The sequence below is a fragment of the Arthrobacter sp. SLBN-122 genome, from assembly GCF_006715165.1.
Classification (GTDB): Bacteria; Actinomycetota; Actinomycetes; order Actinomycetales; family Micrococcaceae; genus Arthrobacter.
Genome location: NZ_VFMS01000001.1, coordinates 1,711,653 through 1,736,501, shown reverse-complemented (window position 1 = coordinate 1,736,501; position 24,849 = coordinate 1,711,653). Strand labels below are relative to the sequence as shown.

24 protein-coding genes and 1 pseudogene are annotated in these 24,849 nt (G+C 66.2%); 14 read left to right on the top strand and 11 right to left on the bottom strand.

Annotated features, from left to right (window positions below; all coding sequences use genetic code 11):
• Positions 1-87: 87 nt before the first annotated feature.
• The 6 genes and pseudogenes from FBY36_RS08115 to FBY36_RS08090 all read left to right on the top strand — a co-directional run bounded on the left by FBY36_RS08115 (position 88) and on the right by FBY36_RS08090 (position 6,360).
• Complete coding sequence (locus tag FBY36_RS08115; RefSeq protein WP_043450869.1) at positions 88-816, top strand: TetR/AcrR family transcriptional regulator; 729 nt, start codon at positions 88-90, stop codon at positions 814-816.
• 87 nt (positions 817-903) lie between these two features.
• Positions 904-2,952, top strand: a complete 2,049-nt coding sequence (locus tag FBY36_RS08110; RefSeq protein ID WP_142118419.1) for a PTS mannitol transporter subunit IICBA — start codon at positions 904-906, stop codon at positions 2,950-2,952.
• Positions 2,952-4,127: a mannitol-1-phosphate 5-dehydrogenase gene (locus tag FBY36_RS08105; protein WP_142118418.1), complete on the top strand. Its 1,176-nt coding sequence runs from the start codon at positions 2,952-2,954 to the stop codon at positions 4,125-4,127. Before FBY36_RS08110 ends, FBY36_RS08105 begins: the two co-directional genes overlap by 1 nt.
• Before the next feature lie 179 nt (positions 4,128-4,306).
• Positions 4,307-4,617, top strand: a pseudogene (locus tag FBY36_RS08100) (hypothetical protein).
• 42 nt (positions 4,618-4,659) lie between these two features.
• The gene (locus FBY36_RS08095) at positions 4,660-5,100 is read left to right on the top strand and encodes a MarR family winged helix-turn-helix transcriptional regulator (RefSeq protein ID WP_142118416.1); all 441 of its coding nucleotides are present in this window, start codon (positions 4,660-4,662) and stop codon (positions 5,098-5,100) included.
• 33 nt (positions 5,101-5,133) lie between these two features.
• Positions 5,134-6,360 (top strand): MFS transporter, encoded by a 1,227-nt coding sequence (locus tag FBY36_RS08090; RefSeq protein WP_142118414.1) that lies wholly within the window; start codon positions 5,134-5,136, stop codon positions 6,358-6,360.
• Positions 6,361-6,471: 111 nt separating this feature from the next.
• On the opposite strand, the gene FBY36_RS08085 is transcribed toward FBY36_RS08090, so the two are convergent.
• The 3 genes from FBY36_RS08085 to rraA form a co-directional block, all read right to left on the bottom strand.
• The gene (locus FBY36_RS08085) at positions 6,472-7,908 is read right to left on the bottom strand and encodes a sugar porter family MFS transporter (RefSeq protein WP_142118412.1); all 1,437 of its coding nucleotides are present in this window, start codon (positions 7,906-7,908) and stop codon (positions 6,472-6,474) included.
• Between the two features lie 200 nt (positions 7,909-8,108).
• Complete coding sequence (locus tag FBY36_RS08080; protein WP_142118410.1) at positions 8,109-9,773, bottom strand: MDR family MFS transporter; 1,665 nt, start codon at positions 9,771-9,773, stop codon at positions 8,109-8,111.
• Positions 9,774-9,870: 97 nt separating this feature from the next.
• Positions 9,871-10,365, bottom strand: a complete 495-nt coding sequence (gene rraA / locus FBY36_RS08075; RefSeq protein ID WP_142118408.1) for a ribonuclease E activity regulator RraA — start codon at positions 10,363-10,365, stop codon at positions 9,871-9,873.
• Positions 10,366-10,506: 141 nt separating this feature from the next.
• Between rraA and FBY36_RS08070 the strand changes: the two genes are divergently transcribed.
• The 4 genes from FBY36_RS08070 to FBY36_RS08055 all read left to right on the top strand — a co-directional run bounded on the left by FBY36_RS08070 (position 10,507) and on the right by FBY36_RS08055 (position 14,614).
• Entirely contained in the window at positions 10,507-11,790 is a 1,284-nt protein-coding gene (locus tag FBY36_RS08070; RefSeq protein ID WP_142118406.1) for an MFS transporter, read from the top strand.
• 138 nt (positions 11,791-11,928) lie between these two features.
• The gene (locus FBY36_RS08065) at positions 11,929-12,537 is read left to right on the top strand and encodes a TetR/AcrR family transcriptional regulator (protein WP_142118404.1); all 609 of its coding nucleotides are present in this window, start codon (positions 11,929-11,931) and stop codon (positions 12,535-12,537) included.
• A gap of 282 nt (positions 12,538-12,819) precedes the next feature.
• Positions 12,820-14,019, top strand: a complete 1,200-nt coding sequence (locus FBY36_RS08060; RefSeq protein WP_142118402.1) for an NAD(P)-dependent malic enzyme — start codon at positions 12,820-12,822, stop codon at positions 14,017-14,019.
• A gap of 91 nt (positions 14,020-14,110) precedes the next feature.
• Positions 14,111-14,614 carry a DUF456 domain-containing protein gene (locus FBY36_RS08055; protein ID WP_142118400.1) on the top strand — a complete coding sequence of 168 codons (504 nt, stop codon included), beginning with the start codon at positions 14,111-14,113 and terminating at the stop codon, positions 14,612-14,614.
• 2 nt (positions 14,615-14,616) lie between these two features.
• On the opposite strand, the gene FBY36_RS08050 is transcribed toward FBY36_RS08055, so the two are convergent.
• Positions 14,617-14,847, bottom strand: coding sequence for a hypothetical protein (locus tag FBY36_RS08050; protein ID WP_142118398.1), 231 nt, complete (start codon positions 14,845-14,847; stop codon positions 14,617-14,619).
• A 140-nt stretch (positions 14,848-14,987) separates the two neighbouring features.
• Here FBY36_RS08050 and FBY36_RS08045 point away from each other — a divergent pair, with 140 nt between their 5' ends.
• Entirely contained in the window at positions 14,988-15,965 is a 978-nt protein-coding gene (locus tag FBY36_RS08045; RefSeq protein WP_142118396.1) for a hypothetical protein, read from the top strand.
• Positions 15,966-15,977: 12 nt separating this feature from the next.
• On the opposite strand, the gene FBY36_RS08040 is transcribed toward FBY36_RS08045, so the two are convergent.
• Positions 15,978-16,622, bottom strand: a complete 645-nt coding sequence (locus tag FBY36_RS08040; protein ID WP_142118395.1) for a LysE family translocator — start codon at positions 16,620-16,622, stop codon at positions 15,978-15,980.
• Between the two features lie 107 nt (positions 16,623-16,729).
• Here FBY36_RS08040 and FBY36_RS08035 point away from each other — a divergent pair, with 107 nt between their 5' ends.
• Positions 16,730-17,185: an Lrp/AsnC family transcriptional regulator gene (locus FBY36_RS08035; RefSeq protein WP_142118393.1), complete on the top strand. Its 456-nt coding sequence runs from the start codon at positions 16,730-16,732 to the stop codon at positions 17,183-17,185.
• Positions 17,186-17,202: 17 nt separating this feature from the next.
• Here the strand turns inward: FBY36_RS08035 and FBY36_RS08030 are convergent, their stop codons facing one another.
• The 3 genes from FBY36_RS08030 to FBY36_RS08020 form a co-directional block, all read right to left on the bottom strand.
• Positions 17,203-17,865 (bottom strand): hypothetical protein, encoded by a 663-nt coding sequence (locus tag FBY36_RS08030; RefSeq protein WP_142118391.1) that lies wholly within the window; start codon positions 17,863-17,865, stop codon positions 17,203-17,205.
• Positions 17,862-19,349 carry a WXG100 family type VII secretion target gene (locus FBY36_RS08025; protein WP_142118389.1) on the bottom strand — a complete coding sequence of 496 codons (1,488 nt, stop codon included), beginning with the start codon at positions 19,347-19,349 and terminating at the stop codon, positions 17,862-17,864. Before FBY36_RS08025 ends, FBY36_RS08030 begins: the two co-directional genes overlap by 4 nt.
• A 101-nt stretch (positions 19,350-19,450) precedes the next feature.
• Entirely contained in the window at positions 19,451-19,927 is a 477-nt protein-coding gene (locus FBY36_RS08020) for an Lrp/AsnC family transcriptional regulator (protein ID WP_142118387.1), read from the bottom strand.
• 318 nt (positions 19,928-20,245) lie between these two features.
• On the opposite strand from FBY36_RS08020, the gene gluQRS reads away from it, so the two are divergent.
• On the top strand, positions 20,246-21,145 hold the full coding sequence (gene gluQRS, locus FBY36_RS08015; RefSeq protein WP_142118385.1) for a tRNA glutamyl-Q(34) synthetase GluQRS: 900 nt from the start codon (positions 20,246-20,248) through the stop codon (positions 21,143-21,145).
• A gap of 10 nt (positions 21,146-21,155) precedes the next feature.
• On the top strand, positions 21,156-21,779 hold the full coding sequence (locus FBY36_RS08010) for an HD domain-containing protein (protein WP_142118383.1): 624 nt from the start codon (positions 21,156-21,158) through the stop codon (positions 21,777-21,779).
• On the opposite strand, the gene FBY36_RS08005 is transcribed toward FBY36_RS08010, so the two are convergent.
• From FBY36_RS08005 to FBY36_RS07995, 3 genes are all read right to left on the bottom strand, one after another.
• Positions 21,746-22,294, bottom strand: coding sequence for a flavodoxin domain-containing protein (locus tag FBY36_RS08005; protein ID WP_142118381.1), 549 nt, complete (start codon positions 22,292-22,294; stop codon positions 21,746-21,748). The two genes, FBY36_RS08010 and FBY36_RS08005, sit on opposite strands and share 34 nt — an antisense overlap.
• Before the next feature lie 77 nt (positions 22,295-22,371).
• Positions 22,372-23,688 carry an ATP-binding protein gene (locus FBY36_RS08000; RefSeq protein ID WP_056335586.1) on the bottom strand — a complete coding sequence of 439 codons (1,317 nt, stop codon included), beginning with the start codon at positions 23,686-23,688 and terminating at the stop codon, positions 22,372-22,374.
• Between the two features lie 140 nt (positions 23,689-23,828).
• Positions 23,829-24,776, bottom strand: coding sequence for an L-lactate dehydrogenase (locus FBY36_RS07995; protein WP_142118379.1), 948 nt, complete (start codon positions 24,774-24,776; stop codon positions 23,829-23,831).
• Positions 24,777-24,849 lie beyond the last annotated feature (73 nt).

Genomic DNA, 24,849 nt, shown 5'->3' with positions numbered 1-24,849 from the left:
TGCTACGTCCAGGGCGGGAAACGTGCCTGAAAAAATTGTATGTGATTCAGTTCATATAGCAACGCTATAGGTGCTAGGGTAGCGGTTATGAGTTTGGATGGCCAGCTTCCCCCCAAAATGCGGCTGCTCCGTGCTGCCGCGGAACTGCTGGCAAAATCCGCGGGAGCTCCGGTGTCCACCCGCCAGATCACCCAGCTGGCGGGGGTTTCGGCGCCCACCCTGTACCACCACTTCGGTGACAAGGAAGGTCTGTTCGACGCCGTCGTCGCCGCAGGGTTTGAAGAATATGTCGCGGGCGAAAGGGATTTCGCCCCCTCCGGACAGCCGCTCGAGGACATCCGGAGAATGTGGGACAACCATGTCCAGTTCGGACTGAACCAGCCTGAGCTGTACCTGGTGATGTTCGGCAACATCCGTCCGGAGAGCCGGCCTGCCATCGTGGCAGACGCCGAGGCGCTCATGGAGGAGATGCTGAACAAGGCAGCGGCGGCGGGCCAGCTGAACGTCCAGCCCAGGGAGGCAGCCAGGTCCATCCTGGCGGCCAATGTGGGCGTGACGCTGATGCTGATTGCGGAACCCGCTTCCGAACGCAACCTTGAACTGTCCACCATGACCCGGGACGCCATGATCTTCGCGGTGTCCGCCGAGCCCGCCAGCGGCCCGGCCCCGGGCGGCACCGGAAAGTCCTCGGTGGTGGTGGCAGCGATCGCCCTGAACGCCGCACTTCAGGCTTCGCACTCTGACCAGCTTTCCAGCTCGGAACTTAAGCTCTTCCTCGAATGGCTGCACCGGATCTCCACCAGCCCCGCCGGTTAGCCCCGCAACCCCGTAGTACCCAGCAGTACGTCGTCGTAATCATCGGACCACTCCTGCGGAGCAGCAGGAATGAGGTTAGGAAATCACATGGCAACAGAGACAGTTGCAAAACCCCGCACCAGCGCGCGCGTGCACGTCCAGAAGTTCGGGACATTCCTGTCCGGGATGATCATGCCCAACATCGGGGCGTTTATCGCCTGGGGCCTCATTACCGCTCTCTTCATTGAGAAGGGCTGGTTGCCGGTTCCGGAGCTTGGCGGCTTCGGCACCAACGCCGCGGGCGTGAAGAACCTGGGCCTCGTTGACCCCATGATCAAGTACCTCCTGCCGCTGCTGATCGGCTACACCGGCGGCAAGAACGTCTATGACGTCCGCGGCGGCGTGGTGGGAGCCATCGGCACCATGGGCGTGATCGTCGGTGCCGGCATCCCCATGTTCATCGGCGCCATGATCATGGGCCCGCTGGGCGGCTGGACCATGAAGAAGATCGACATGCTCTGGGACGGCAAGATCCGCCCCGGCTTCGAGATGCTGGTCAACAACTTCTCCGCCGGCATTTGGGGCGCGTTGCTCGCCATGCTCGGCTTCTTCGGAATTTCACCGCTGGTGACCGCCTTCAGCACCGCAGCCGGAAACGTGGTGCAGTTCCTGGTCAACAACGGCCTCCTGCCGCTGACCAGCATCTTCATCGAACCTGCCAAGGTGCTGTTCCTCAACAACGCCATCAACCACGGTGTGCTCACGCCGCTGGGCGTCCAGCAGTCGCTGGACCAGGGCAAGTCCATCCTGTTCCTGCTTGAGGCCAACCCGGGCCCCGGCCTGGGCATCCTGCTTGCCTACATGTTCTTCGGCCGCGGCGCCGCCAAGGCATCGGCCCCCGGTGCTGCGATCATCCACTTCCTGGGCGGCATCCACGAAATCTACTTCCCGTACGTGCTGATGCGCCCGCTGCTGATCCTGGCGGCCATCGCCGGCGGCATGACCGGCATCGCCACCCTGGCCGTCACCGGCGCAGGCCTCGTTGCCCCTGCCGCCCCGGGATCCATCCTCGCGGTGCTGGCCCAGACGTCCCGGGACAGCTACCTCGGCGTGATCCTGTCGGTGCTGCTCGCCACCACGGCATCCTTCCTGGTGGCCTCCGTGATCATGAAGACCACCAAGCACAGCGACGAAGCCGACCTGGGCGACGCCACCGCCCGCATGGAGGCCATGAAGGGCAAGAAGAGCTCAGTGTCCTCCACCCTCACCGGTGCAGGGGCTTCCGCCGGTGCCGCCTCAGGCCGCGGCGGAGTGGGCGTCCTGGCCGGCCCCGTCCGCAACATCGTGTTCGCCTGCGACGCCGGCATGGGCTCCAGCGCCATGGGCGCCTCAGTGCTGCGGAACAAGATCAAGGCGGCCGGCTTCCCGGACGTCAAGGTCACCAACGCCTCCATCGCGAACCTGAGCGACACGTACGACGTCGTGGTCACCCACCAGGACCTGACCGAACGGGCCAAGCCCGCCACCTCCAGCGCCGTCCACTACTCCGTGGACAACTTCATGAGCAGCCCGCGCTATGAGGAGATCGTGGACCTGGTCCGCGAGAGCAACACCGAGGGTGGAACGTCCGACGCCGGCACCACCCATGGCGCCCACGCCGCCGATGCCCCGGTGGACGCAGCCCCTGCCGGAGCAGGTGCCGCCGCAGCCTCCGCGAACGGAAGCTCCGACATCCTGGCCCGCGAGAGCGTGGTCATGCGCGGTTCGGCCACCACCCGTGACGCCGCAATTGACGAAGCCGGCCGGCTGCTGCTGGCCCGCGGAGCTGTGGATGAGGGCTACATCGCCGCCATGCACGAGCGGGAAGAATCCGTGTCCACCTACATGGGCAGCTTCCTGGCCATCCCGCACGGCACCAACGCCGCCAAGGACCACATCCGCAAGTCGGCCGTGTCCGTGATCCGCTACCCGGACGGCATTGACTGGAACGGCAAGCAGGTCAAGTTCGTGGTGGGCGTTGCCGGCATCAACAACGAGCACCTGCACATCCTGTCCTCCATCGCCAAGGTCTTCACGAACAAGGAACAGGTTGCCCGGCTGGAGGCCGCCACGTCCGAGGATGAAGTCCTGGAACTCTTCGGGAAGGTCAACGCATAGTGAAGGCAGTACATTTTGGGGCCGGCAACATCGGCCGCGGATTTGTGGGGCTGCTCCTGCATGACGCCGGCTACGAAGTGGTGTTCGCGGACGTGGCCGAGGACCTGATCAACCGGCTCAAGGAAGCGGACAGCTATGCCGTGCACGAGGTGGGGGAGAACCCCGCCGTGCGGACCGTGGACAACTTCCGGGCGCTGAACTCCAACGCCCAGGAAGCGGAACTGGTCTCCGAGATCGCCGCGGCGGACATCGTCACCACCGCGGTGGGTCCGCACATCCTGAAGTTCGTGGCCCCTGTGATCGCCAAGGGCATCGTTGCCAGGGAACCCGGCCGGGCGCCCCTGCAGGTGATGGCCTGCGAGAACGCGATCAATGCCACGGACATCCTGGCCAAGGAGGTGGCGGCCCAGCCCGGAGCCACCGCCGCAGCCCTGGACGGCAAGGCGGTGTTCGCCAACACGGCGGTAGACCGGATCGTGCCCAACCAGGAAGCCGGGCAGGGCCTGGACGTCACCGTGGAGACCTTTTACGAATGGGTCATCGACCGCACTGCCTTCGGTGACGCAGCTCCCGCGATCCCCGGCGCCACGTTCGTGGATGACCTCTCGCCCTACATCGAGCGGAAGCTGTTCACGGTGAACACCGGCCACGCGTCGGCGGCCTACTTCGGGTTCGAGGCGGGCCTGGAGAAGATCTCCGACGCCATGGCGGACCAGGACGTGGCCGAGGACGTCCGGGCCGTGCTGGAGGAAACCAAGCAGCTCCTGGTGGCCAAGCACGGGTTCAGCAACGACGATCAGGAAGCCTATGTCCAGAAGATCCTGGTCAGGTTCTCCAACCCGTACCTGCCGGACACCGTCAACCGCGTAGGGCGGGCTCCGCTGCGGAAGCTGAGCCGGAACGAGCGCTTCATCGGCCCGGCCGCCGAACTGGCAGAACGCGGCATGGTGCCGGAAGCCCTGCTCGGTGCCATCGCGGCAGCCCTCCGGTTCAATGACCCCGCTGATGCCGAGGCCACCGAGCTTGCCGGCATCCTGGCATCGACCAGCCCCGCCGATGCCACCGAAAGGATCACAGGGCTGGCGCCTGGCCACCCGCTGTTCGCCGCCGTTGCCACCCTTGTGGAGGAGCGGCAGGCGGAAATGGCCGACACCCCCGCCCAAAGCATCACCTGATCCGCGCCTGCACAACGACGCCGGCACCCACCACTTGCATTCCAGTGGCGGGGTGCCGGCGGCGTCCTTTTTGCTGCGCCTCAGCCAACGCCCCCTCACCTTTGACGCGTTTTTCCCCAACCCCCGCGCAGATCCTGTGCAAGGCTGGGCGGGTGAACCAGAATACGGATGCCGCCGCCTTGCTCACCGCCGACGTCCACGGCGGGACTTTCCGGCTCCGCCATGCCAACCACGCCGACCTGCCCGCCATGGTGCGCCTGCTGGCGGACGATGCCCTGGGCGCCGGCCGCGAAGCAGCCATGGACATGGAGCCCTACGAGCGCGCCTTCGCGGCGATCGAGGCCGATCCGTCCCACCTGCTGCTGGTGTGCGAACTGTCAGCACCCGCCTGATGCAGCTGACTACCCACAAGAGCCGCACCGCGGCCCATCGGTTCTATGAGCAGCTGGGCTTTGACGCCAGCCACGTGGGCATGAAACTGGCGCTCTAACCCCTTGCATGTTAGGTACCCTAAATGTTAGGCTACCTAACAATGAATGACGACGACTCCCAACTGCAGGAACTTGCCAGCGGCTTCCGCGAAGCCCTGCGCCACAGCGTGTACCTGGTCCGCCGCCTCGACGCGGACGGCGAACTCAGTGCGTCCCAGCTCAGCACCCTCAAGATGATGCTGGGCGAGGGCCAGCGCGTCGGTGAGATTGCCCGGAACCTCGGAGTCCGCGTGCCCAGTGCCACGGAACAGATCATCAAACTCGAGCGCGCGGGTCTGGCCCGCCGCGAGCCGGACCCGGCGGACTCCCGCGCTGTCCGGGTGATCCTGACTGACGAAGGCCGCGCCGCCGTCGACTCCGCGAACCGGCGCCGCAACCAGGTGATGGCCGGGATCCTTGGCACGCTCACCGACCAGGACCGCAAAGCCCTGGCTGCGGCCCTGCCGGTCATCGACAAAATCAACGCCTCCCTCCAGAACTGAACTGAACCAGCCACGAACTTAGGAGAACCCTCCATGGACGGCCAGCTCGCAGAAACCCTGCAAGCACCAGAAACAACCTTGAAGGCCGAAAAGGCCTCGTTCCTCAAGCAGCCAAAGGCGGTATGGGCCACCGCCCTCGCCGCAGTGTTCGCTTTCATGGGCATCGGGCTGGTGGACCCCATCCTCCCGGCCATCGCCACCAACCTGGACGCCAGCCCCAGCCAGGTGTCCCTGCTCTTCACCAGCTACTTCCTGGTCACCGCGCTGGCCATGCTGATCACCGGGTTTGTCTCCTCCAGGATCGGCGGCAAGCGGACGCTGCTGATCGGACTGGCCGTCATCGTGGTCTTCTCCTCGCTGTCCGGGCTGTCCGGCAGCGTCAGTGAACTGGTGGGCTTCCGGGCCGGCTGGGGGCTGGGCAACGCCCTGTTCGTCGCCACCGCGCTCGCCGTGATCGTGGGCGTGGCCAGCGGCGGCGCCGGCACCGCAATCATCCTCTACGAAGCCGCCCTGGGCCTGGGCATCTCGCTCGGCCCGCTGCTGGGCGCCCTCCTGGGCGGCTGGCAGTGGCGCGCACCGTTCTTCGGCGCCGCGGTCCTGATGGCCGCCGCCTTCATTGCCCTGATCGCGCTCCTGCCCAAAACGCCCCTGCCGGAGCGCAAGGTTCGCTTGCGGGACCCCCTGCTGGCGCTGGGCCACAAGGGACTGCGGACGACGGCGGCAAGCGGCTTGTTCTACAACTACGGCTTCTTCACCATCCTGGCTTTCACCCCGTTCATCCTGGGCATGGACGCCTACGGCATCGGCGGTGTCTTCTTCGGCTGGGGTGTGGCCGTGGCCGTCTTCTCCGTCTTCGTTGCGCCGGTCCTGCAGAGCCGCTTCGGCGCCGTCAAGGTACTGACCGGTACGCTGTTCGTCCTCATGCTGGACCTGGCCGGGCTGGGACTCGCGGCGGGGCACTCGGTGCCGGCCGTCGTCGTCCTGGTCATTGCTGCCGGTGCGCTGCTGGGCATCAACAACACCATTTATACGGAACTGGCCATGGGCGTCTCTGATTCGCCGCGGCCGGTGGCTTCCTCCGGCTACAACTTCGTCCGCTGGATGGGCGGCGCCCTGGCCCCGTTCGCGGCGGCACAGCTCGGTGAGCACTTTGGCCCCCAGGTTCCGTTCTTTGCCGGGGCGGTGGCCATGGCCATCGCCATCCTGGTGGCATTCGGCGGCCGCGCCTACCTGTCCTCGCACGAGCCGCACGTCGTGTAGGAAGCCGCAAAACAGCAAACCCTCCATCACGCCATGTGATGGAGGGTTTGTTGTTTTCCTGCGAAAGCTGATGGGGCGTCCCGGGGGGAAGCCGCCAAAAGTGATGGGCCGTTACTTTGCTGAACCCTTGGGCACGAACAGCGTCTCCGCCTGCTCCAGGGACATGCCGTTGGTCTCAGGGACCTTGAACATGACGAAGAAGAAGGACGCCGCAGCGAACAGGGCGTACATGGCATAGGTCAGCGGCAGTGAAGCCGCGGCCATGACCGGGAAGCTGAGGGTGATCGCGAAGTTGGCCACCCACTGCGCCGCAGCGGCAAGGCCCAGCGCCCGGGCACGGATCCTGGACGGGAAGATCTCGCCCAGGAGGACCCAGACCAGCGGCCCCCAGGACGCGCCAAAGCTGACCACGAAGATGTTCGCGGCCACCAGGGCCACGGGACCCCACGCGCCCGGCAGGCTGATGTCCTCGCCGCTGCCCGTTGCCGAGGAAAAGGCCAGGGCCATGGCGCCCAGGGACACGGCCATGCCCACGGATCCGGCCAGCAGGATGGGCCGGCGGCCCACCCGGTCCACCAGGGCGATGGCTACCAGGGTGACCAGGATGTTGGTGATGGAGGTTGCCACCGAGATGGCCAGGGAGTCCTTCTCCTGGAACCCTACGGCCTTCCATAGGGTGGTGGAGTAGTAGAAGATCACGTTGATGCCCACGAACTGTTGCAGGACCGACAGCGTGATGCCCACCCAGACCACAGCCTGGAGGCCGAACGTCCTGCCGCGGAGGGACCCCTTCTGGCCGGCCAGCTTGTCTTCCTCGATGGCTTCGCGGATATCCCGGATGTGGCGGTCGGCATCCTCCGAGGGCGCGATGGACTCGAAGACCTTCCGGGCCTGGTCCTCCTTGCCCTGGAACACCAGGAACCGCGGGGACTCGGGCAGGGTGAAGGCAACCCAGCCGTAAACGACGGCCGGGACGGCCGCGGCCAGGAACATCCAGCGCCATGATTCAATGCCCAGCCAGAAGGCCTGGTCCGCGCCGCCGGCACTGGTGGCCAGGAGCGCGTCGGACAGCAGCGCGGCGAAGATACCCGTGGTGATGGCCAGCTGCTGCAGCGACGCCAGGCGTCCGCGCACCTTCCGCGGCGAAATTTCGGAGATGTAGGCAGGGGCGATGACAGAGGCCAACCCGATGCCCAGGCCGCCCACCAGGCGCCAGAAGATCAGGTCCCACACTCCGAAGCAAAAGCCGGTGCCCACGGCGCTGACCAGGAAGAGCAGGGCGCCCAGCTTCATGGCCGGGATGCGGCCGTAGCGGTCTGCCACCTTGCCGGCCAGGAAGGCGCCGGCTGCGCAGCCCAGCAGGGCGATGGCCACAGCGAAGCCCGTGACGGCCTCGGAGAGCGCAAACTCCTCCTTCAGAGCGTCCACGGCTCCGTTGACCACTGATGAGTCGAAGCCGAAGAGGAATCCGCCCACCGCCCCCGCGAGCGCCAGCCAGATCACCCGCCGCGGTATCCCGGTTGTGGTCTGCTCCTGTGCAGTGGGCATGGTTCTCCCTGGGTTTGGGGGTTTATGGATGCGGTGCGGACGTCGTCGGCTGCGGTACCGGCCAGAGGGGCCGGCGCACACGCGCTAAACAGTGTGGCACGTCACCGCCCGAGGTTCCACTTGGCGCCTGTTGCCCCTTAAACGCAGGACGACGACGGCGGGCCGTGCCGCCGTCGTCGTCCCAACCATGCGCTTCCGGGTTAGTGCGCCGGAATCTCCATGCTGTCCCTGTCCTGCGGGGATGCCTTCTGGTCGGTCAGCTTCTTCCGGGGAAGGGCAAAGCTGATGAGGAACGCCAGGCCGGTGAGCGCCGCCGCCGTCAGCATCACGGTGTCGATGGACGTGGCGAAGCCCTCGGTGATGGGCCTGGTCAGCGTGCTGTTGGCGGTGTGCAGCCAGCTCGTGTCGTTCAGGGAGTCGTTGGAGGCGCCGTTCCTGAAGAATTCATACAGCTTGGCGTTGGCGGGGTCCGACGCGACGGCAGGGTCCTTGAGGACGGCCAGGTAGGCGGGATCGGTGGCGGCGGTCTTCATGCCGTCGGCGATCCGGCCGGCAGCCAGGCTGAAGAGCATGGAGATGAAGACGGCGGTGCCCACGGCGCCGCCCATGGAGCGGAAGAAGGCTGCGGAGGAGGTGCCCACGCCCATGTCCCGCGGCGGCACCGAGGTCTGCATGGCCAGGGTGAGCGGCTGCATGCAGAAGCCCAGGCCCACGCCGAAGAACACGGCGATCAGGCCGGGAACCCAGAGTTCGGTGTCCACTGCCAGGGAGAAGCCCATCACCAGGGCGGCCGCGGTCAGGATGCCGGTGCCCATGATGGGGAAGATGCGGAACGTGCCGGAGGCCGAGATGGTGCGGCCTGCCGTAATGGAGCCGAACAGGATGCCCACGGTGAAGGTGATCATCATCAGGCCGGCCTCGGTGGGGGTGAGTCCCTTGACCAGTTGGAGGTACATCGGGAGCATCGCGATGGCGCCGAACATGCCGATGCCGATGATGAAGTTCAGCAGCGAGGACAGCCCGAACGTGACGTTATGGAAGAGCCGCAGGGGAATCAGGGCGTAGTCGCCGGCACGCCTTTCAGCCAGCAGGAACCAGGCAATGCCCACCACGCCCAGGCCGTAGCAGAGGAAGGAGTTCACGGAGGTCCAGCCCCAGGTGCGGCCCTGTTCAGCCACCAGGAGGAGCGGAACAATGGCCACGGTGATGGCGGCGGCGCCCCAGTAGTCGATCTTTTGCTTCAGGTGCTTCGCCGGCAGGTGCAGGAACAGGAACACCACCGTCAGGGCGGCCAGGCCAATGGGGATGTTGATGAAGAAGACCCAGCGCCAGCCATCGAAGCCCAGGATGTTCGAGGAACCGGCGAATGCACCGCCCACCACCGGGCCCAGCACCGAGGAGATGCCGAACACGGACATGAAGTAGCCCTGGAATTTGGCGCGGTCCTTGAGCGAGACAATGTCGCCGATGATGGTCAGCGCCAGGGCCAGCAGCCCGCCGGCGCCCAGGCCCTGGATGCCGCGGGCGACAGCGAGTTCGGTCATCGAGTGAACGGAGCCAGCGTACAGCGAGCCCACCAGGAAGACGACGATGGCCGTCAGGTAGAGCGGGCGGCGTCCAAAGATATCGCTCAGCTTGCCGTACAGCGGCGTGCTGACGGTGGAGGTGATCAGGTACGCCGTGGTGGCCCATGCCTGCAGGGAGAGCCCGTCCAGGTCATTGGCGATGGTGTAGATGGAGGTGGAGACGATGGTCTGGTCAAGGGATGCCAGGAACATGCCCAGCATCAGGCCCACCATGACGGTGACGATCTGGCGTTGCGTCAGGACTTCTCCGGCGCGGGGCGCGGCAGTGGCTTTGGACATGGGTGCTCCAAGGAAAAGGAAGGATATAAGCAGCCATGGTTGCTTTCAGTAACTATCTTACTCGTTGTTTCTATTCCCCGCCCTGCCGGTTTTCCTGCTACGGCTCCACGAGGATGCCGTCAGGGTCGCACCAGACGGTGGCGCCTGGACGGAAAGTCACGCCGTCGATCACCACATCGACGTCAACCTCACCCGCGCCTGCCTTTTGGCTCTTCTTCGGGTTGCTGCCCAGGGCCTTGACGCCGAGGTCCAGGTCCGCGATGGCCAGCCGGTCGCGGACGGCGCCGTTGATGACGACGCCGGCCCAGCCGTTCGCCACGGCGCTTTCGGCGATCATGTCCCCCATCAGGGCCGTGCCCAGCGACCCCCCGCCGTCCACCACCAGTACCGCCCCGTTGCCGGGTGAACTGAGCGTGGACTTCACCAGGGCGTTGTCCTGGAAGCAGCGGATGGTCCGGACCGGACCGCTGAAGTGCGAGCGGCCGCCGAGGGACAGGAACTGCAGGGAGACGGACGCCAGCTGGTCGCCGCGCTCGTCGTAGAGGTCCGCGGTATTAACCGCTGTGCCTTCGGCCGGGGTGGATGCGCCCATCTGGTTCTCCTTGTTTCTCAGTTACATGGTCCCGGCAGCATGATGCCGGGGGTGGCCTGGCCCCGGGGTGCCCGGGGCAGGGTACCGCCCACGATAGTCTGATTCCACCGTCAGCCGGCCGCACCAGGGGGAGCCAAGCCAATGAGTCCGTTCAACACGCCTGCGCCGCTGGACGGCACACCGGCAGGGAAAGCCCCGGCGGCGCTCGCGGAGCCGGTACAGAAGGTCACCGCCCGCTGGGTGACCGGACTGGTGCTGGTGAACGTGGGCATCAATGCGGCGTTCTTCGGGCCCATCAATGTGTTCATTGGCCAGCAGGCCATCAGTATTGATGCGCCGTCCAAGGAAGCCATCCTCTCGCTGGTCACGGCCTGCGGCGCGGCGGTTTCGCTGGTGGCCAACCCGCTCTTCGGTGCCCTCTCGGACCGGACCACCTCCCGGTTCGGCAGGCGCTCCCCGTGGGTGCTGGCCGGGGCAGTCCTGGCCACGGCCGCATTGCTGGCCATGTCCTTCTCCGCTGCGGTTTCCCTGATGGTCCTTTTCTGGTGCCTGGTGCAGTTGGGCGCAAACGCCGCCTATGCAGCCATCACCGCGGCCGTCCCGGACCGGGTGCCCCTCATCCAGCGCGGGGGAGTGGGCGGCCTCGCGGCCATGGGCCAGACCCTTGGCATCCTTGCGGGGGCTGTCTTCGGCGCGGTGGTGTCGGGGAACTTCCTGGTGGGCTACTGGTTGTGTGCGGGCGCCCTGCTGCTGTCCGTGCTGCCGTACCTGTTCCACCGGAATGATCCGGCGTTGCCGGCGGAGGAAGCCGGCAGGTTCCGGATGGGCCGTTTCCTGCGGGGCTTTTGGATCAGCCCCCGGCGCTACCCGGACTTCGCCTGGGCCTGGCTCACCCGCTTCCTGGTCAACGTGGGAAACCAGCTGACCATCGTCTACCTGCTCTTCTTCCTGCGGGACGTCATCGGGCATGAAGATCCCGCCACGGGGGTGCTGGTCCTGACCGGTATCTACGCGGTGATGGTGATGATCACTGCGGTGCTGGCCGGACCGTGGAGTGACCGGATGGCCAGGCGGAAACCCTTCGTCATCGGTTCCTCGGCCACCATAGCCATGGCCGGCGCCATCATGGCGTTCTTCCCGGTCTGGCCTGGCGCGCTCGCCGGCGCCGCGGTCCTGGGCATCGGGTTCGGCGCCTACCTGGCCGTGGACTTTGCGCTGCTGACCCAGGTCCTGCCGTTCGCAGCGAGCCGGGGCAAGGACATGGGCGTCATTAACGTGGCCAATTCGCTGCCGCAGGTGGTTGCTCCGGCCCTGGCGCTGCTGGCAGTGACCTACGGCGGCGGCTACCGGACGCTGTTCCTTACGGCCGCTGCCGTCGGACTGCTGGGCGCGGTTTTCGTGGTGAAAATCAAGGGCGTCGACTGACCGGTCCGTGCCCCAAAACTAAGGCCGCTGACTAATTAGGGCACACTGGTGTGCCGTATAGTTGAACAGGGCTGCAGGGCGGTACGGAAGTGGGGGCGCTCCTGGCCGCAGTCTCTAAAACACAACCCCGGAATGCTGATGCCCGAGACTTTTTCAGACCATCCGCCCATGGCCGCCCGGCCTTCCGCTCCACGCCAGCGCCTCCGCTACACCCGGATCCTGGACACCGCCGCCGGGTTCGCCCGTACGGGGCTTGATGCCGTGGAACTCTCCCAGGTGGCAGAAAAAGCAGACGTCCCGCTGGGCACCCTCTACCGCTACTTTCCGTCCCCCACACACCTGATGCTGGCACTGTATCGGCAGCAGCTGGACGAGCTGCAGGCCGGGACCAGGGGCTCGTCCCCACGCTTCCGCGGCCGCGCACTGTCCGGGCTGCTGATGGAGATCTTCCACATGCGCGTCATGCAACCCGCTGTGGAGCAATGCCTCAGCAGGGGCGTGTACCACCCGGAAAAGGACACCACGGAACTCCTTCGTGAGATTGATGCGCTCAGTGAAAAGCTCGTCGCCGCTGCCTGCGGTGACGCCGTGGGGGCGAGGGTCCTCCTCCTGACGGTCACTGGTCTGGTCCAGTCCGTGCGCAACCGGCGGTTGTCCCTCTTCGAAGCCGAGGAGGACCTGAAAAAGGCGTGCGGAAGGCTGTCGACGGCGGCAGAAGCGTGCTTCACAGTGGCCAAGTCTGCGTAACTGGTCTAGACCAAAAAGGTATTAAATACGCCATAATGCCGTGATGTAGACCACTAAAAGGGCTGGTTAAACGTTTTGTCCCGGCTGACTCTTGTCAAGGAGGGCGAAAGCGGCCCTCCCGGGCTGCCTACCATGGGGGCACCGGAGCGGCAGGGCGGAAACATCCCCGGCGTTCCCTCAGACCCGCCACCCCTGGGTTGCCGCACTACTTTCCCGCTTGGGCCCGGCCGGGTTCCAGCCCCATGTGCCGTGCGCCCACGGCGAGCACCAGGAGACAACGACGTGTCCATTGACGCATTCACAGCCACCGACAGTTCCGCAGCCACGGCCCTGACCGAAGACGAAATCTTCGGTGCCCACCAGGGCGGAAAGCTGTCCGTCACCAGCACTGTTCCGCTCTCCAACGAGCGGGACCTGTCCATCGCGTACACCCCCGGAGTGGCCGAGGTCAGCCGGGCCATCCATGCGAAGCCTGAACTGGCCCGCACCCTGACCTGGGCCGAACGCCTGGTAGTGGTGGTCAGCGACGGCACTGCCGTCCTGGGCCTGGGCAACATCGGGGCCAGCGCCTCGCTTCCCGTGATGGAAGGCAAGTCCGCCCTCTTCAAGACCTTCGGCGACCTTGACTCCATCCCCCTGGTCCTCAACACCACGGACGTCGACGAAATCGTTGAAACGCTGGTCCGCCTGCGCCCCAGCTTCGGCGCCGTCAACCTCGAGGACATCTCGGCACCGCGGTGCTTTGAGCTTGAGGAAAAGCTGATCGAAGCCCTTGACTGCCCGGTGATGCACGACGACCAGCACGGGACCGCCGTCGTGGCCCTTGCCGCGCTGACCAATGCCGCCAAGGTGACCGGCCGGGGCCTCGAGGGCCTGAAGGTAGTGGTGTCCGGCGCCGGTGCGGCGGGGATCGCCGTCGCCGAAATCCTGCTCGCAGCCGGAATCACCGACGTCGTCCTGCTCGACTCCCGCGGCGTCATCAACAGCAGCCGCAAGGACCTTGCCGCGGACCCGGCGAGCAAGAAGGCCGACATTGCCGGCCGCAGCAACCCCCGTGGCGTCAGCGGCGGACCCGCTGAGGCGCTGGCCGGCGCCGACGTCTTCATCGGCGTCTCCTCCTCCAAGCTGGACGAGGCACACCTGGCCTCGATGAACCAGGACGCCATCGTGTTCGCCCTGTCCAACCCGGACCCCGAAGTCCTTCCCGAGGTGGCCGTCAAGTACGCCGCCGTGGTGGCCACCGGCCGCAGCGACTTCCCCAACCAGATCAACAACGTCCTGGCGTTCCCCGGCATCTTCCGCGGTGCCCTCGACGCCGGTGCCCGCCGGATCACGCCCGCCATGAAGCTTGCAGCAGCGCGCGCCATCGCGGGGCTCGCCGCCGAAGACCTGTCGGCCGACTACATCGTCCCCAGCCCGCTGGACCCGCGGGTGGCACCCGCGGTCACCGCCGCCGTGGCAGCGGCAGTCGAAGCGGAGTAGCGCCTTCCGGCAGAAACCACGACGGCGGTGTCTCCTTTCCCAAAGGAGGCACCGCCGTCGGGCATTAACGGCCGCCCCTAGACTGGGGTCCATGAGCGCCGAGACCGTAGTGACCATCCTGTGCGGCCTGGCAATCCTGGTGGGGGTGGCCGGCACCATCATTCCCGTCCTGCCCGGCAGCGTCCTCATCGGCCTAAGCCTTCTGGCGTGGGCTATCTGGGGCGGTGCCGGGACGGCGGGGTGGGTGGTGTTCGCGGTGGCCATGATCTTTGTCGCGGCGGGGATGACGGCGGGCGCCGTCCTCACGGGCAGGAAGCTCAAGCAGCACGCCATTCCCAGCCGCAGCATCGTGGTGGCCCTCGTGGCGGGCGTGGCCGGGATGTTCATCATCCCGGTGGTGGGCCTCTTCGTTGGCTTCGCGGCCGGGCTGCTGGTCAGCGAGTTCACCCGGACACGGAATTTTTCGACGGCGGCAAGGTCCAGCTGGGCTGCCCTGAAGGCCACCGGGCTGGGAATGCTGGCAGAATTCGGGCTGGCCTGCCTTGCCGCCAGCACCTGGGTGATCGGCGTATGGATCGCCGCCGCCAACGGCTGAAGCTATAGCCCCAGACCGCCGAGCTTGTCGCCCAGTCCGCCCGGAAGCTTGTCTCCCAGCCCACCGGGAAGCCTGGAAAGCAGCTCGGCCGGGTTGATGCCGAGCCTGGACAGCAGGCCTGCATGCTGTTCGGTGTCCACCTGGTCCGGCAGCTCCGATTCCGCCTGCGAGGCTTTGTCCTGGTCTCCCTGCGACCGGAGGAGTTCAAGGATCTGGTTCTTGTCGATCTGCATGGCATTCTCCTTGCATCGGGCTCATTACTAAGGGGGCTTACAACCTTTCCCGATAATGACGCAGGGGACAAGGCCCAGGCGAGATTGCCCGCCGGATTGGGCGCGCCGGGCCGTGAACCTTTGCCGGTTAGCATGGAAAGATGAGCGCCGGGGACACCGCACCGATCTACTGGGACAGCCGCGACCTCACCCCTTTCGGGCAGGCACAGCTGCGCACCCCGGTCCACGACCTGGCGGGGGGAGTGGGTGGCCTGCTGACCGGTGTCCTGGGCGGCCGCAACGCTGCCCTGCTGTCCATCGACGGCGAGGTGCCGCGGCTCAAGCGGCTGCTGCCCAAGCCCGCCAAGGTGGTCCACGAAGCCGTCTACACCAGCCGCGAACCGGAGCGCCTGATTACCCTTGCCCGCGCCTATCCCGGATGGGCCGGCCTCTGCTACCTCATGGGCGGGCTCCTGGTGTACAAGCACGGCGGCTACCTGCGTGCTTCCGAGCTCCTGCAACGCGGGCTCACCACCCGGAATGACGACGAAGCCAACCGCTACTCATCGACCTACCTCACGGGGATCGTCACCCGGATTGAACTGGCTGAGCGGGTGGAGATCCCGGTCCTGTTCAGCGAAGAATCCGTGTTCCTTGCCCTGTCCCATTCACTGCGCGAGACCGGCCGCACCGAAGCCGCGCTCGACGCGCTGACCGGGCTGCCGCCGTCGCTCCCCATGGCCCTGGCCCGCTGCTCCCTGGCCCTTACTTTGGGACGAAGCCGCACCGTCATCGACTGGACGGAGGGGCTGCTGAACGCGGACGACCTCTCAGCCGCCCTGCTGCTGGTCCGCACCCGCGCCCTGCGGAGGGAAGGCCGCCTCGATGCTGCGCACCAGGCGATCGCCGAAGTCCTGCGCCGCCGCAAGACACACCTTGCGCTCCGCAACGACGCCCTGACGGACCGGGCGTTGCTCATGCTCGAATCGGGCCGGCGGTCCCTGAACCCCCGTGACTGGGGAAAACGGCGCGAGGACCCGGAACTGCAGCGCGAGCTGGAGGCTCCGGCGCCCATTCGCAAGGACGAAGAAATGCGGCGGATCTGGGAGCAGGACTGGAAGGAACTCAGCGGGGACTAGGAGCCCGGCCGGCTACTGGATGTGGCTGGCTGCGAACGGCAGCAGTTGCTCGCCCAGCAGCACGGCTCCCAGTGCCACCATGATGATGCCGCTGGCAAGGGTTACTGCCCGCGCGGCGCCAGGCCTGCTCTGCAGCAGGGTGCGCGAGAGCAGGGCCACCACCGTGTAGACCAGACCCGCCAGCGCCACGAACGTCATGCCCAGCAGCCCGGACTGCACCGGCACGGGAAGGGCGGCCTCGGAACTGACGAACTGCGGTATGAGGGCCACGTAGAAGAGCAGTCCCTTGGGGTTGATCCCGCTGGTGCCCATCCCCTGCAGGAAGGTGCGCAGCTGGGTTCCGGCGGCGCCGGCTGCGTCCACGCTGAAGCTGGCGCCGCGCCAGGAACGAAGGGTTCCCACTCCGAGCCACAGCAGATAACCCGCACCGGCCAGGGTAATCCAGCCCAGGACGCCGGGCATGCCGGCCAGCACAGCGGCCAACCCGGCCACCAGCAGGACAGTATGCAGGACATAGCCGCCGCAGAGCCCGGCAACGGCCGGGACGAAACTGCGCTGCCGCAGGCCCGCCGCGATGGTGTAGGCCCAGTCCACTCCGGGCGTGCAGGCCAGGGCTGCAGCCACCACCAGGAAGGCCAGGAACAGCTGCGGATTCATGGGGTTTCTCCTGTCGACGGACTCTCAGGAGCAACCATAGGGAGAATTCAGCCAAAAGTGCTGTCCGATTTTCGCCCGCCCCGCGGCAGAACCTGTATGTTTATTGCGTGATTGACCACATCGACAGGAACATCTTGCGGCACCTCCAGGAGGACGGCCGCATGACTGCCACCGCGCTCGCTGCGAAGGTGGGCCTGACGGTGGCGCCGTGCCACCGGCGGTTGCGCGATCTGGAGCAGTCCGGGGTGATCCGCGGGTACAAGGCGGACGTCGACCCGGCCGCCGTGGGCCTGGGGTTCGAGGCAATCGTGTTCGTCACGCTCCGCCAGGTGGACCGGCCCACCATGGAGATCTTCGAGAACCGGGTGGCGGACAACCCGAACATCGTCGAGGCGCAGCGGCTGTTTGGTTCACCGGACTACCTGCTGAAGGTGATCGCCGAGGACCTGCCCGCCTACCAGCGCTTCTACGACACCGAGCTGACGTCCCTGCCAGGCGTGGAACGGCTGACCTCCACCCTGGTGATGAAGAACCTGAAGTCCAACGCGGGCCCGCCGGTCTAGGAACCGGATCCGGCCGGTCAGGCTGCAGGCAGGATGTGGACGATGATCACCTGCGTGTCCTTGCTGCCGTCGTAGCGAAGATCGTAGTTCACCGTCAGCCCGGTGTCTGTTCCGGGTGTAATGGAGAAATCGCTCCTGGCCGCAGGGTCGGCCTGTGTGCTGCTGATCCACTCTTCAGCCGATTCCGCTGATATCCCGTACCGCTGGACGCCGTCCCTGATCAGCTCAAAGTACTCCTCCGCGGAGCTGGCCGTGAGGAAGTAGGTGACCTCGCTGAAGTCCGTGCGGGTGTCAGTGGTGTTGAAACGGATCCGGTCTGTTTCGGCGGTGATTTCGCCGTTGGGTGCCAGGATGCTGAGGCTGATCCTGCCCGAGTCGCGGGTGTTGATCTCGGGCCCGAAACTGTCCCTGGTGACGCGGACGGCGTCCTTCTCCAGGCGCCCCGAGCCCATATCCAGCCGGGCAGTCCTGGTGGCGCGGATGTTTTCCACGCCGGCGGCGTCAAGGGTTGAGAAAGAGGAGGTTTTCATGGTGCTCCCTGCAGAAGGTGAAGTGGCGGCAGTCGGATCGGCGGGGGCCGGCGTGGGGGCCTGGCAGCCGGTCAGGACAAGGATTGGGAGGAGGGCAATGACGACGGCGGCACCTCCGCCGGGTGCGGCGGCCCGGCGTGGCGCACTCACTGGTGGACCTCCGCGTCAAACCCGTCAAGGAAGCGGTCCATGATGCCTGGAATGTTGTTGGTGGGGCGGTACTGGTCCACGCGGCCGTTGAAGTCGGAGCCGATGATTTGAGCGGCGCGGTCCGGGTCGGTGGCCAGGAGGTGTTGGTAAGCGGGGAGGGTGTCCTGCCGGATGAGGTTCCAGCGCTGGTCCGCATCGGCGATGTTGCCGTCCGGAAACCCGGTGGTGAAATCGGTGCGGAACTGCGCGGGGTTGTCCCAGCTGGTGAAAGGGATGTTCTCCGGGCCTGGGCTCTCCACGCTGAAGCTGTACGGGAACACCTCAGGGTAGCTCCTGGCGCCGGGGATGGAGGGTTCACCGGCAAGCGTCACCATATAGGTCACCGCTTCGCCGCCGGTATGGCTGCGCATGGTGTCGTAGTCGTCGGCGATGATTTCGTTTTGCTCGCGGTACAGGAGTGCCGTGTTGCCCTCCTGGACCTGGCCGGGATCCCCCGAATCGATCTGAGCCCAGGCGTTGGCGGTGGCGTGGTCGATGGCGCCGGAGTCGCGAAGGCGGTTGATCTCATCGAGGCCGCCGTTCAGGTACGCCTGGTGCTGGCGGGCCTGGTCCAGGAAAATTTCCTTGTTCATGTCCAGCATGCTGGTCTCATAGAACCGGATTTCACCATCCGTCATCCCTGCGAGCTGCTCCAGCTGGTCCAGGACGGGAAGGGGTATGTCGGAGGCCGGGTTGTCGGTGATCTGTTGGGCCAGGTCCCGCAACATGGCCATATCCCGGAATCCGCCGGCGAAGGATGGGCCGATCATGTTGGCCATCCCTGCCCACTGCAGGTCCGGATTGGCAAGGTAGGCCTGGCCGTAGAAGTCATAGACCTTGGCGATGGTCTCCCAGTTGTATTCCGTACCCTTTGACGTGTCCCAGTCGGCAGGATCAATGCCCATCTCCAGCATCGCCTGGCCGTTCCAGTAGGAATTAAGGAAGTCCTGGTACCCCTTGGAGTTCTTGCTGATCAGGCCCGAGTCCGCGGCGGCATCCATGGCGGATTTGGCAGCATCGGGGTTCGCCTCGGCCCAACGGCGGAATTCGTCGCTCTGCAGGTAGGCGCGCCGCTCCGCGGGGGTCATGCCGTTCAGTGTGTCTGTCAGTTCCTGGGCGGCACCGCTGCCGCCAGGCCCGCCTGCTCCAGAACCACCACCGCCGCCGCCCGATCCGGTGGTGCTGGCCTTCTCCTGTTCATCCGCGTTGGCCAGGACTGCCTTGGCGGCCGACTCCAGCCCTGCCGTTGCAGAACGGAGCAGCTTTGCGTGCGATGACGTCCACTCGCTCCGGAACCTGTCGCCGTCGCGCCCTTTCCAGAGGCCGGAACCAACGCTGCTGCTGAGCTGCTGCCCCAAGGCGTTGAGGCGGTTGGCGCCGGCGGAAAGGTCTTTGGCCAGTTGCCGCAGCTGCGCCACATCGCCGCCGTAAAAGTTCCCCGCCATGTTGTCCCCCTGTTGGTCCCCCGCTGTTGGATCTCCCGCGTGCCAGCCTAGCGGGGCATCCTTCCTGCGGCGATGGGGAGAGCTGCCCCTGGTGCCGCCGGCTACTCCGCCTGGTCCTGCAGGAGCCCTGTGGTCCGGTACGGAATGACCTCGCGGAGGAACATGCTGGTGGACGTGCGGACGATGCCGGGGCAAAGCCGGATTTCCTCCGACACCCGGTAGAGGTCGTCCGGGCTTTTGGCCACTACCCGGATGAGGAGGTCAGTATCGCCGGCCGGCGCATGGCATTCCAGGACCTCTGGGATCTTACGCAGGGCAGCGATGGCCTCGTTCAGGTGGCTCTGGTCCAGCTCGGCGCTGACCGCAGCAGCCACCCCGCGTCCAAGGGCTGCCGGAATTACCCGGCTGCTGTTGGGCCGGAGGGCTCCCGACGCCGTCATCCGCTCCAGCCGGCTTTGGACGGTCCCGCGGGCCAGGCCCAAGCGCTGCGCGAGCACCATGATGGGGACGCGGGGATCCTGGTCCAGCGCATTCAGGATCCGCCGGTCCGTGGCGTCCAGTTCCTGCAATCTGATCATTTCCTGTCGCTCCAAACTCCGGTGATTGATCAGACTGACCAATTAAAGTTCACCCGGTTGCCCCAACTGTATGTTCTCTGCTGGAATAGTGGCAACAAGGACAAAAGCTACCGCTGGTCCACGCAGGCTACAGTTTCCCCGGCACACCACCCGGCACCTGGACACCGCTTCCCGCAAGGAGGCCGCCGCTGATTGACGCTTGTTCACACCACGCTCATTCTGTAAACACGGCAAGAGCCCCTGAGCTACCGACGTCCGCATTCTGCGGATTCATCGGTAGCTGAGGGACTCTTGTGTGCTTCCGTCTAGGGTTGATCCATGACCTCCGCCGGCCGTTTTGCCCCCAGCCCCTCCGGTGAGCTGCATGTAGGCAACCTCCGGACTGCAATCCTTGCCTGGCTTTTCGCCCGCTCCACCGGACGCCGCTTCCTGCTGCGGGTGGAGGACCTGGACCGGGCCCGCGCAGGAGCGGAGGCGGTGCAGCTGCGCGACCTCGCGGCAGTGGGCGTCACCTGGGACGGCGACGTGGTCCGGCAAACGGACCGCGGGGCCCTCTACGCCGACGCGATCAGCCGGCTCGGAAAGGCCCGCCTGACGTACGAGTGTTTCTGTTCCCGCCGGGAGATCCAGGAGGCGCCGTCTGCCCCGCACGCCCCGCTGGGAGCGTATCCCGGCACATGCCGCGACCTGGAGCCCGCGGAACTGGAGTACAAGCGAGCCACCCGTCCGGCCGCCATACGGCTGCGGGCGGACGTGCGGGAATACACGGTGCAGGATGTCCTCCATGGCGCATTCACGGGGGCGGTGGATGACTTCGTGCTTCGCCGGAATGACGGGGTCACTGCCTACAACCTTGCCGTGGTGGTGGATGATGCCGCGCAGGGCATAGACCAGGTGGTCCGCGGGGACGACCTGCTCCCCTCCACGCCGCGGCAGGCCTACCTCGCCTCGCTCCTCAATATTCCTGTTCCGGAATACGTGCACGTTCCGTTGGTGGTGAACCGCGACGGCGTGAGGCTGGCAAAGCGTGACGGCGCAGTCACTTTGGAAGACCTCGCCCAGGCCGGGGTGGGCGCACAAGACGTCCGGGACCTGCTGCTGGAGTCCCTGGGACTGCCCACCGGAACGCTGGACCAGGCCCTGCCGGCACTTGACCCCGCACGGCTGCCGCGCAAACCCTGGGTGTGGACGGGAATGGACCGCCTGTCCGCTGGCTAAGCTTGTGGATATGTCAGACGAGCACATGCCGGACCAGGTCCGCACGCCCACGTTCACGGTGGAGACCGCCAAGGTCCTGGCCGAGGTGGCCCACAACCGGCAGAAGGACAAGCTGAAGCGGCCCTACCGGGACCATGTCCTCGCGGTCGGCGACGCCCTGGCGGACTTCGACGACGAAATCCGGATTGCGGGCTACCTTCACGACATTGCCGAGGACACGCCGATGACCCGGCAGGCCCTGCTGGACATGGGGGTCCCGGAGCGCTCCGTGGACATCATCGAACGCGTCACTAACCGGCTGCACAGCAACCCGGACGATTACCAGTCCGGCATCCGTGAGATTGCCGAGGACCACGACGCCGCCCTGGTCAAGATTGCGGACAACGCGCACAACTCTCTGCCCGAGCGGGTCCAGGCGCTGGCGGAGAAATGGCCGGACAAGCCCCCCGTCACAAAGTACCGGGATGCCCGGCCCGTTCTTTACGCCGCCGTGGAGGAGGATGAAGTCCGGAAGATCCTGGCGCGGGTCAACCCCTGGCTGCTGGAGGAATTCGACGCGCAGCTGGACGAGGCCGACGACACTGACTACGAGAACCTCCGTTACGACGACGGCCCGGGGTTCCTGTCCACGTAGACCAGGAACGCCTCCGCGAACCGCCGCACCCCGTCCCATTCGGTGTAGATGTAGTCGCGGCCGGTATCGGTGTCCTCGCTGCCCTTGCTGCTTACGATCTTCTTCATCATCATGCGCTTCAGGAATCCGTACTGGGTATAAAGGAGAGCGCCGCCGAACATGGCCACTTTGTCAGGCTGCCAGCCGGTGCTGTCCTCAAACTCCTTAACGTACTTTTCCGCATCCTCCGGATCGCCGTGGGCGGCAAGGCTGACCGAGAACAGGGCGGTCGGCAGGCTCTCCAGTCTGGACCGGTTGCGGCGGACAAAGTCGGCCACGAACCCTTCGTGCTTCCCGGCATGGACGGAGGCGCCCACAATGACGGCATCGTAGCCGTCAGGCAGCTCGTGCTCCGCGTGCTTGAGGTCCAACGTGTCGGCCTGGTGGCCGTGGGCCTGCAGCAGATCGGAGATGTAGTCGGCGATGCGGGCCGTTTGGCCCTCGGAGGTTCCGTAGGGGATCAGGATCTTTGCCATGACCACCACTCTGGCGTCCCGCAGGAACCGGGCAAAGGGGCAAAAGTCCCTGCAAACCTCCGATGGAAAGCCGCCGGCTAAACCCGACCCAGCGCTTCGATGTCCTCGAGGAAGTCCGCCTGCACCTCCGCGCTCACGGTGGTGCGGGTATCACCGATGGCGTCCAGGTAGTCCTGTGTGGACGGCCCCTTTCTGACTGCCGTACGGACGGAAACGTCGCCCCCGGAGGCCAGCCCGCCGTCGTCGTACACTGCCTTTTCCAACGCCCGCTGGGAAGCGCTGCGGGCGGCATACTCGATGTCCGCCGGGGAAAAGCCTTCGGTGCGTTCCACCAGGAGCTCCACGTCCACGGCGTCCACCACGGCCGCGGGGATGAAGCGCTGCCACATGGCCTCGCGCGCCTGCCGGTCCGGCAGTCCGATGGGGATGACGTAGTCAAACCGCCCGTGGCGCAGGAAGGCCGAGTCCAGCGCGCGGATGAAGTTGGTGGCGCAGACCAGGAGCCGGCCCGGCTGCTCCCGGAACGCGGGGATGATCTTGAGCAGCTCGTTGGTGACGCCCTGCAGCGGCGATGGCGGCTCGCCGGAGCGCTGCGAGGCGATCTCCTCCACCTCGTCGATGAACACCACGGCGTGCTCCAGTTCGGCGATTTCCAGGAAGGTCTCGCGCAGCGCGCCGGCCAGGCCCTGCGGGTCGCCGGCAAGGCGGGACGGGAACACCTCCACGAACGGCCACTCCAGCCGGGAGGCGATGGCCTTGGCGAAGGTGGTCTTGCCGGTGCCGGGAGGGCCGAAAAGGACGACGGCGCGCGGCGGCACCACGCCGAATTCATCGGCCAGGTCCGCCTCGGCGAGCGGCAGCACCAGGCGCCGTTCCAGCAGTTCCTTTTCCCTGCGCATGCCGGCCACGTTCTCCCAGAGGTCGCGGGCCAGGACGCGGCCGCCCAGCTGCCCCAGCGCTCCGAGTTCCTGGCGCTGGACCGGGATGGTCCGCTCGAAGTAGCGCAGGTTTTTCTTCAGCGCGAAGCCGCGGCCCAGGAAGGCCTCCACACGGGTTTCGGACTCAGGCATCAGGGCTGAGAGCTTGTTCAGGCCGTGGGGGGCCATCCGGTTCTCGACGGCGGCCAGCAGCGAGGTGCCGATGCCCCTGCCCCGGTACTCGGGGAGGGTGGCAAGGAAGACGATCCACCCCTGGTCGTGCGCGGCCCGGCCGACGGCGGCGCCCACCACCTGCTCGCCCTGCACGGCAACCACCGCATGGTCTTTTTCGCAGGACGCGAGGACCTCGGACAGGGCGTACACGGGTTCCACATTGTGTGCCTTCAGTGTCTCCCACAGGTGCAGGATCCCGTCCAGGTCCGCCGAGTGGAAATCCCTGATCCGCCAGTTGGTCATGCGTTACTCCTGTTGGTTCGTCATTGAGCCAGTCGTGGTTGAGCCAGCGTGGACATCTCAGGTGAGCATATGTGAAGCAGCTGCCGGGCGGGGTTGCAGTGGCGTTGCATGACGTGCGCCGCCCGCGTCTTGCAAACCGCTCAGACCCCCAGCCTGTCCATGGTGTTCCGCAGTGTGTCAGCGGAATGCTGCAGGGCAGCCAGCTCGGCGTCGTCCATGGGGGTCTCCAGGACGCGGTGCACCCCGCCCCTGCCCACCACGCTGGGGAGGGACAGCGCCACTCCGGAAATCCCGTGCAGTCCTGACAGCACGGTGGAAACCGGAAGGACGGCGTTGTCGCCGCGGAGCAGTGCCTCCACAATGCGTGCGCCGGACAAACCTATTGCGTAGTTCGTGGCGCCCTTGCCTGCGATGACCTTGTAGGCGGCCTGCACTACTTCCCGGGCGGTGTTGTCGAGGTATTCGGGCGTGAAGATCCGTTTCCCGCCGGCCGTCCACTCCCGGATGGGGACGGGGCCGATCGTGGCGCCGGACCACAACGGGAACTCCGTGTCCCCGTGCTCTCCCACCATGCTGGCGTGGACGCTGGTGACGGAAACCCCGGCCTCGCGGGCCAGCAGCCAACGCAGCCGGGAGGTGTCCAGTACCGTGCCGGAGGAGAAGATCCGCTCCGCGGGCAGCCCCGAGATGCGCTGGGCAGCCACCGTCAGGACGTCGCAGGGGTTAGTCACCAGCACGTAGACGGCGTCCGGCGCACGTTCAAGCAGCGGCGGCATCAGCTGTTCGAGGATCCGCACATTGGTGCCGGCAAGGTCCAGGCGGCTCTGGCCAGGATTCTGTTTGGCACCTGCCGTGATGACCACGACGTCGGCCCCTTCCGTTACGGCGATATCCCCGCCACCGGTGACGGTCGCCGACGCCGCGGCGAACTGGCTGCCATGGGCAAGGTCCAGGGCTTCGGCCTCCGCTTTGGGGGTGTTGACGTCGTACAACGCGATGTTGCTGGCCGAGCCGCGGATCAGCGCGGCGTATGCCAGCGATGTTCCCACGCTCCCGGCGCCCACCACTGCGAGCTTGGATCCTGCCATGGTGCACTCTCCCTTTCCGGGGCCGTTGAGTGTGTCCTACCCGAAGAGTAGCGTGGCCCACATCACTCGAACC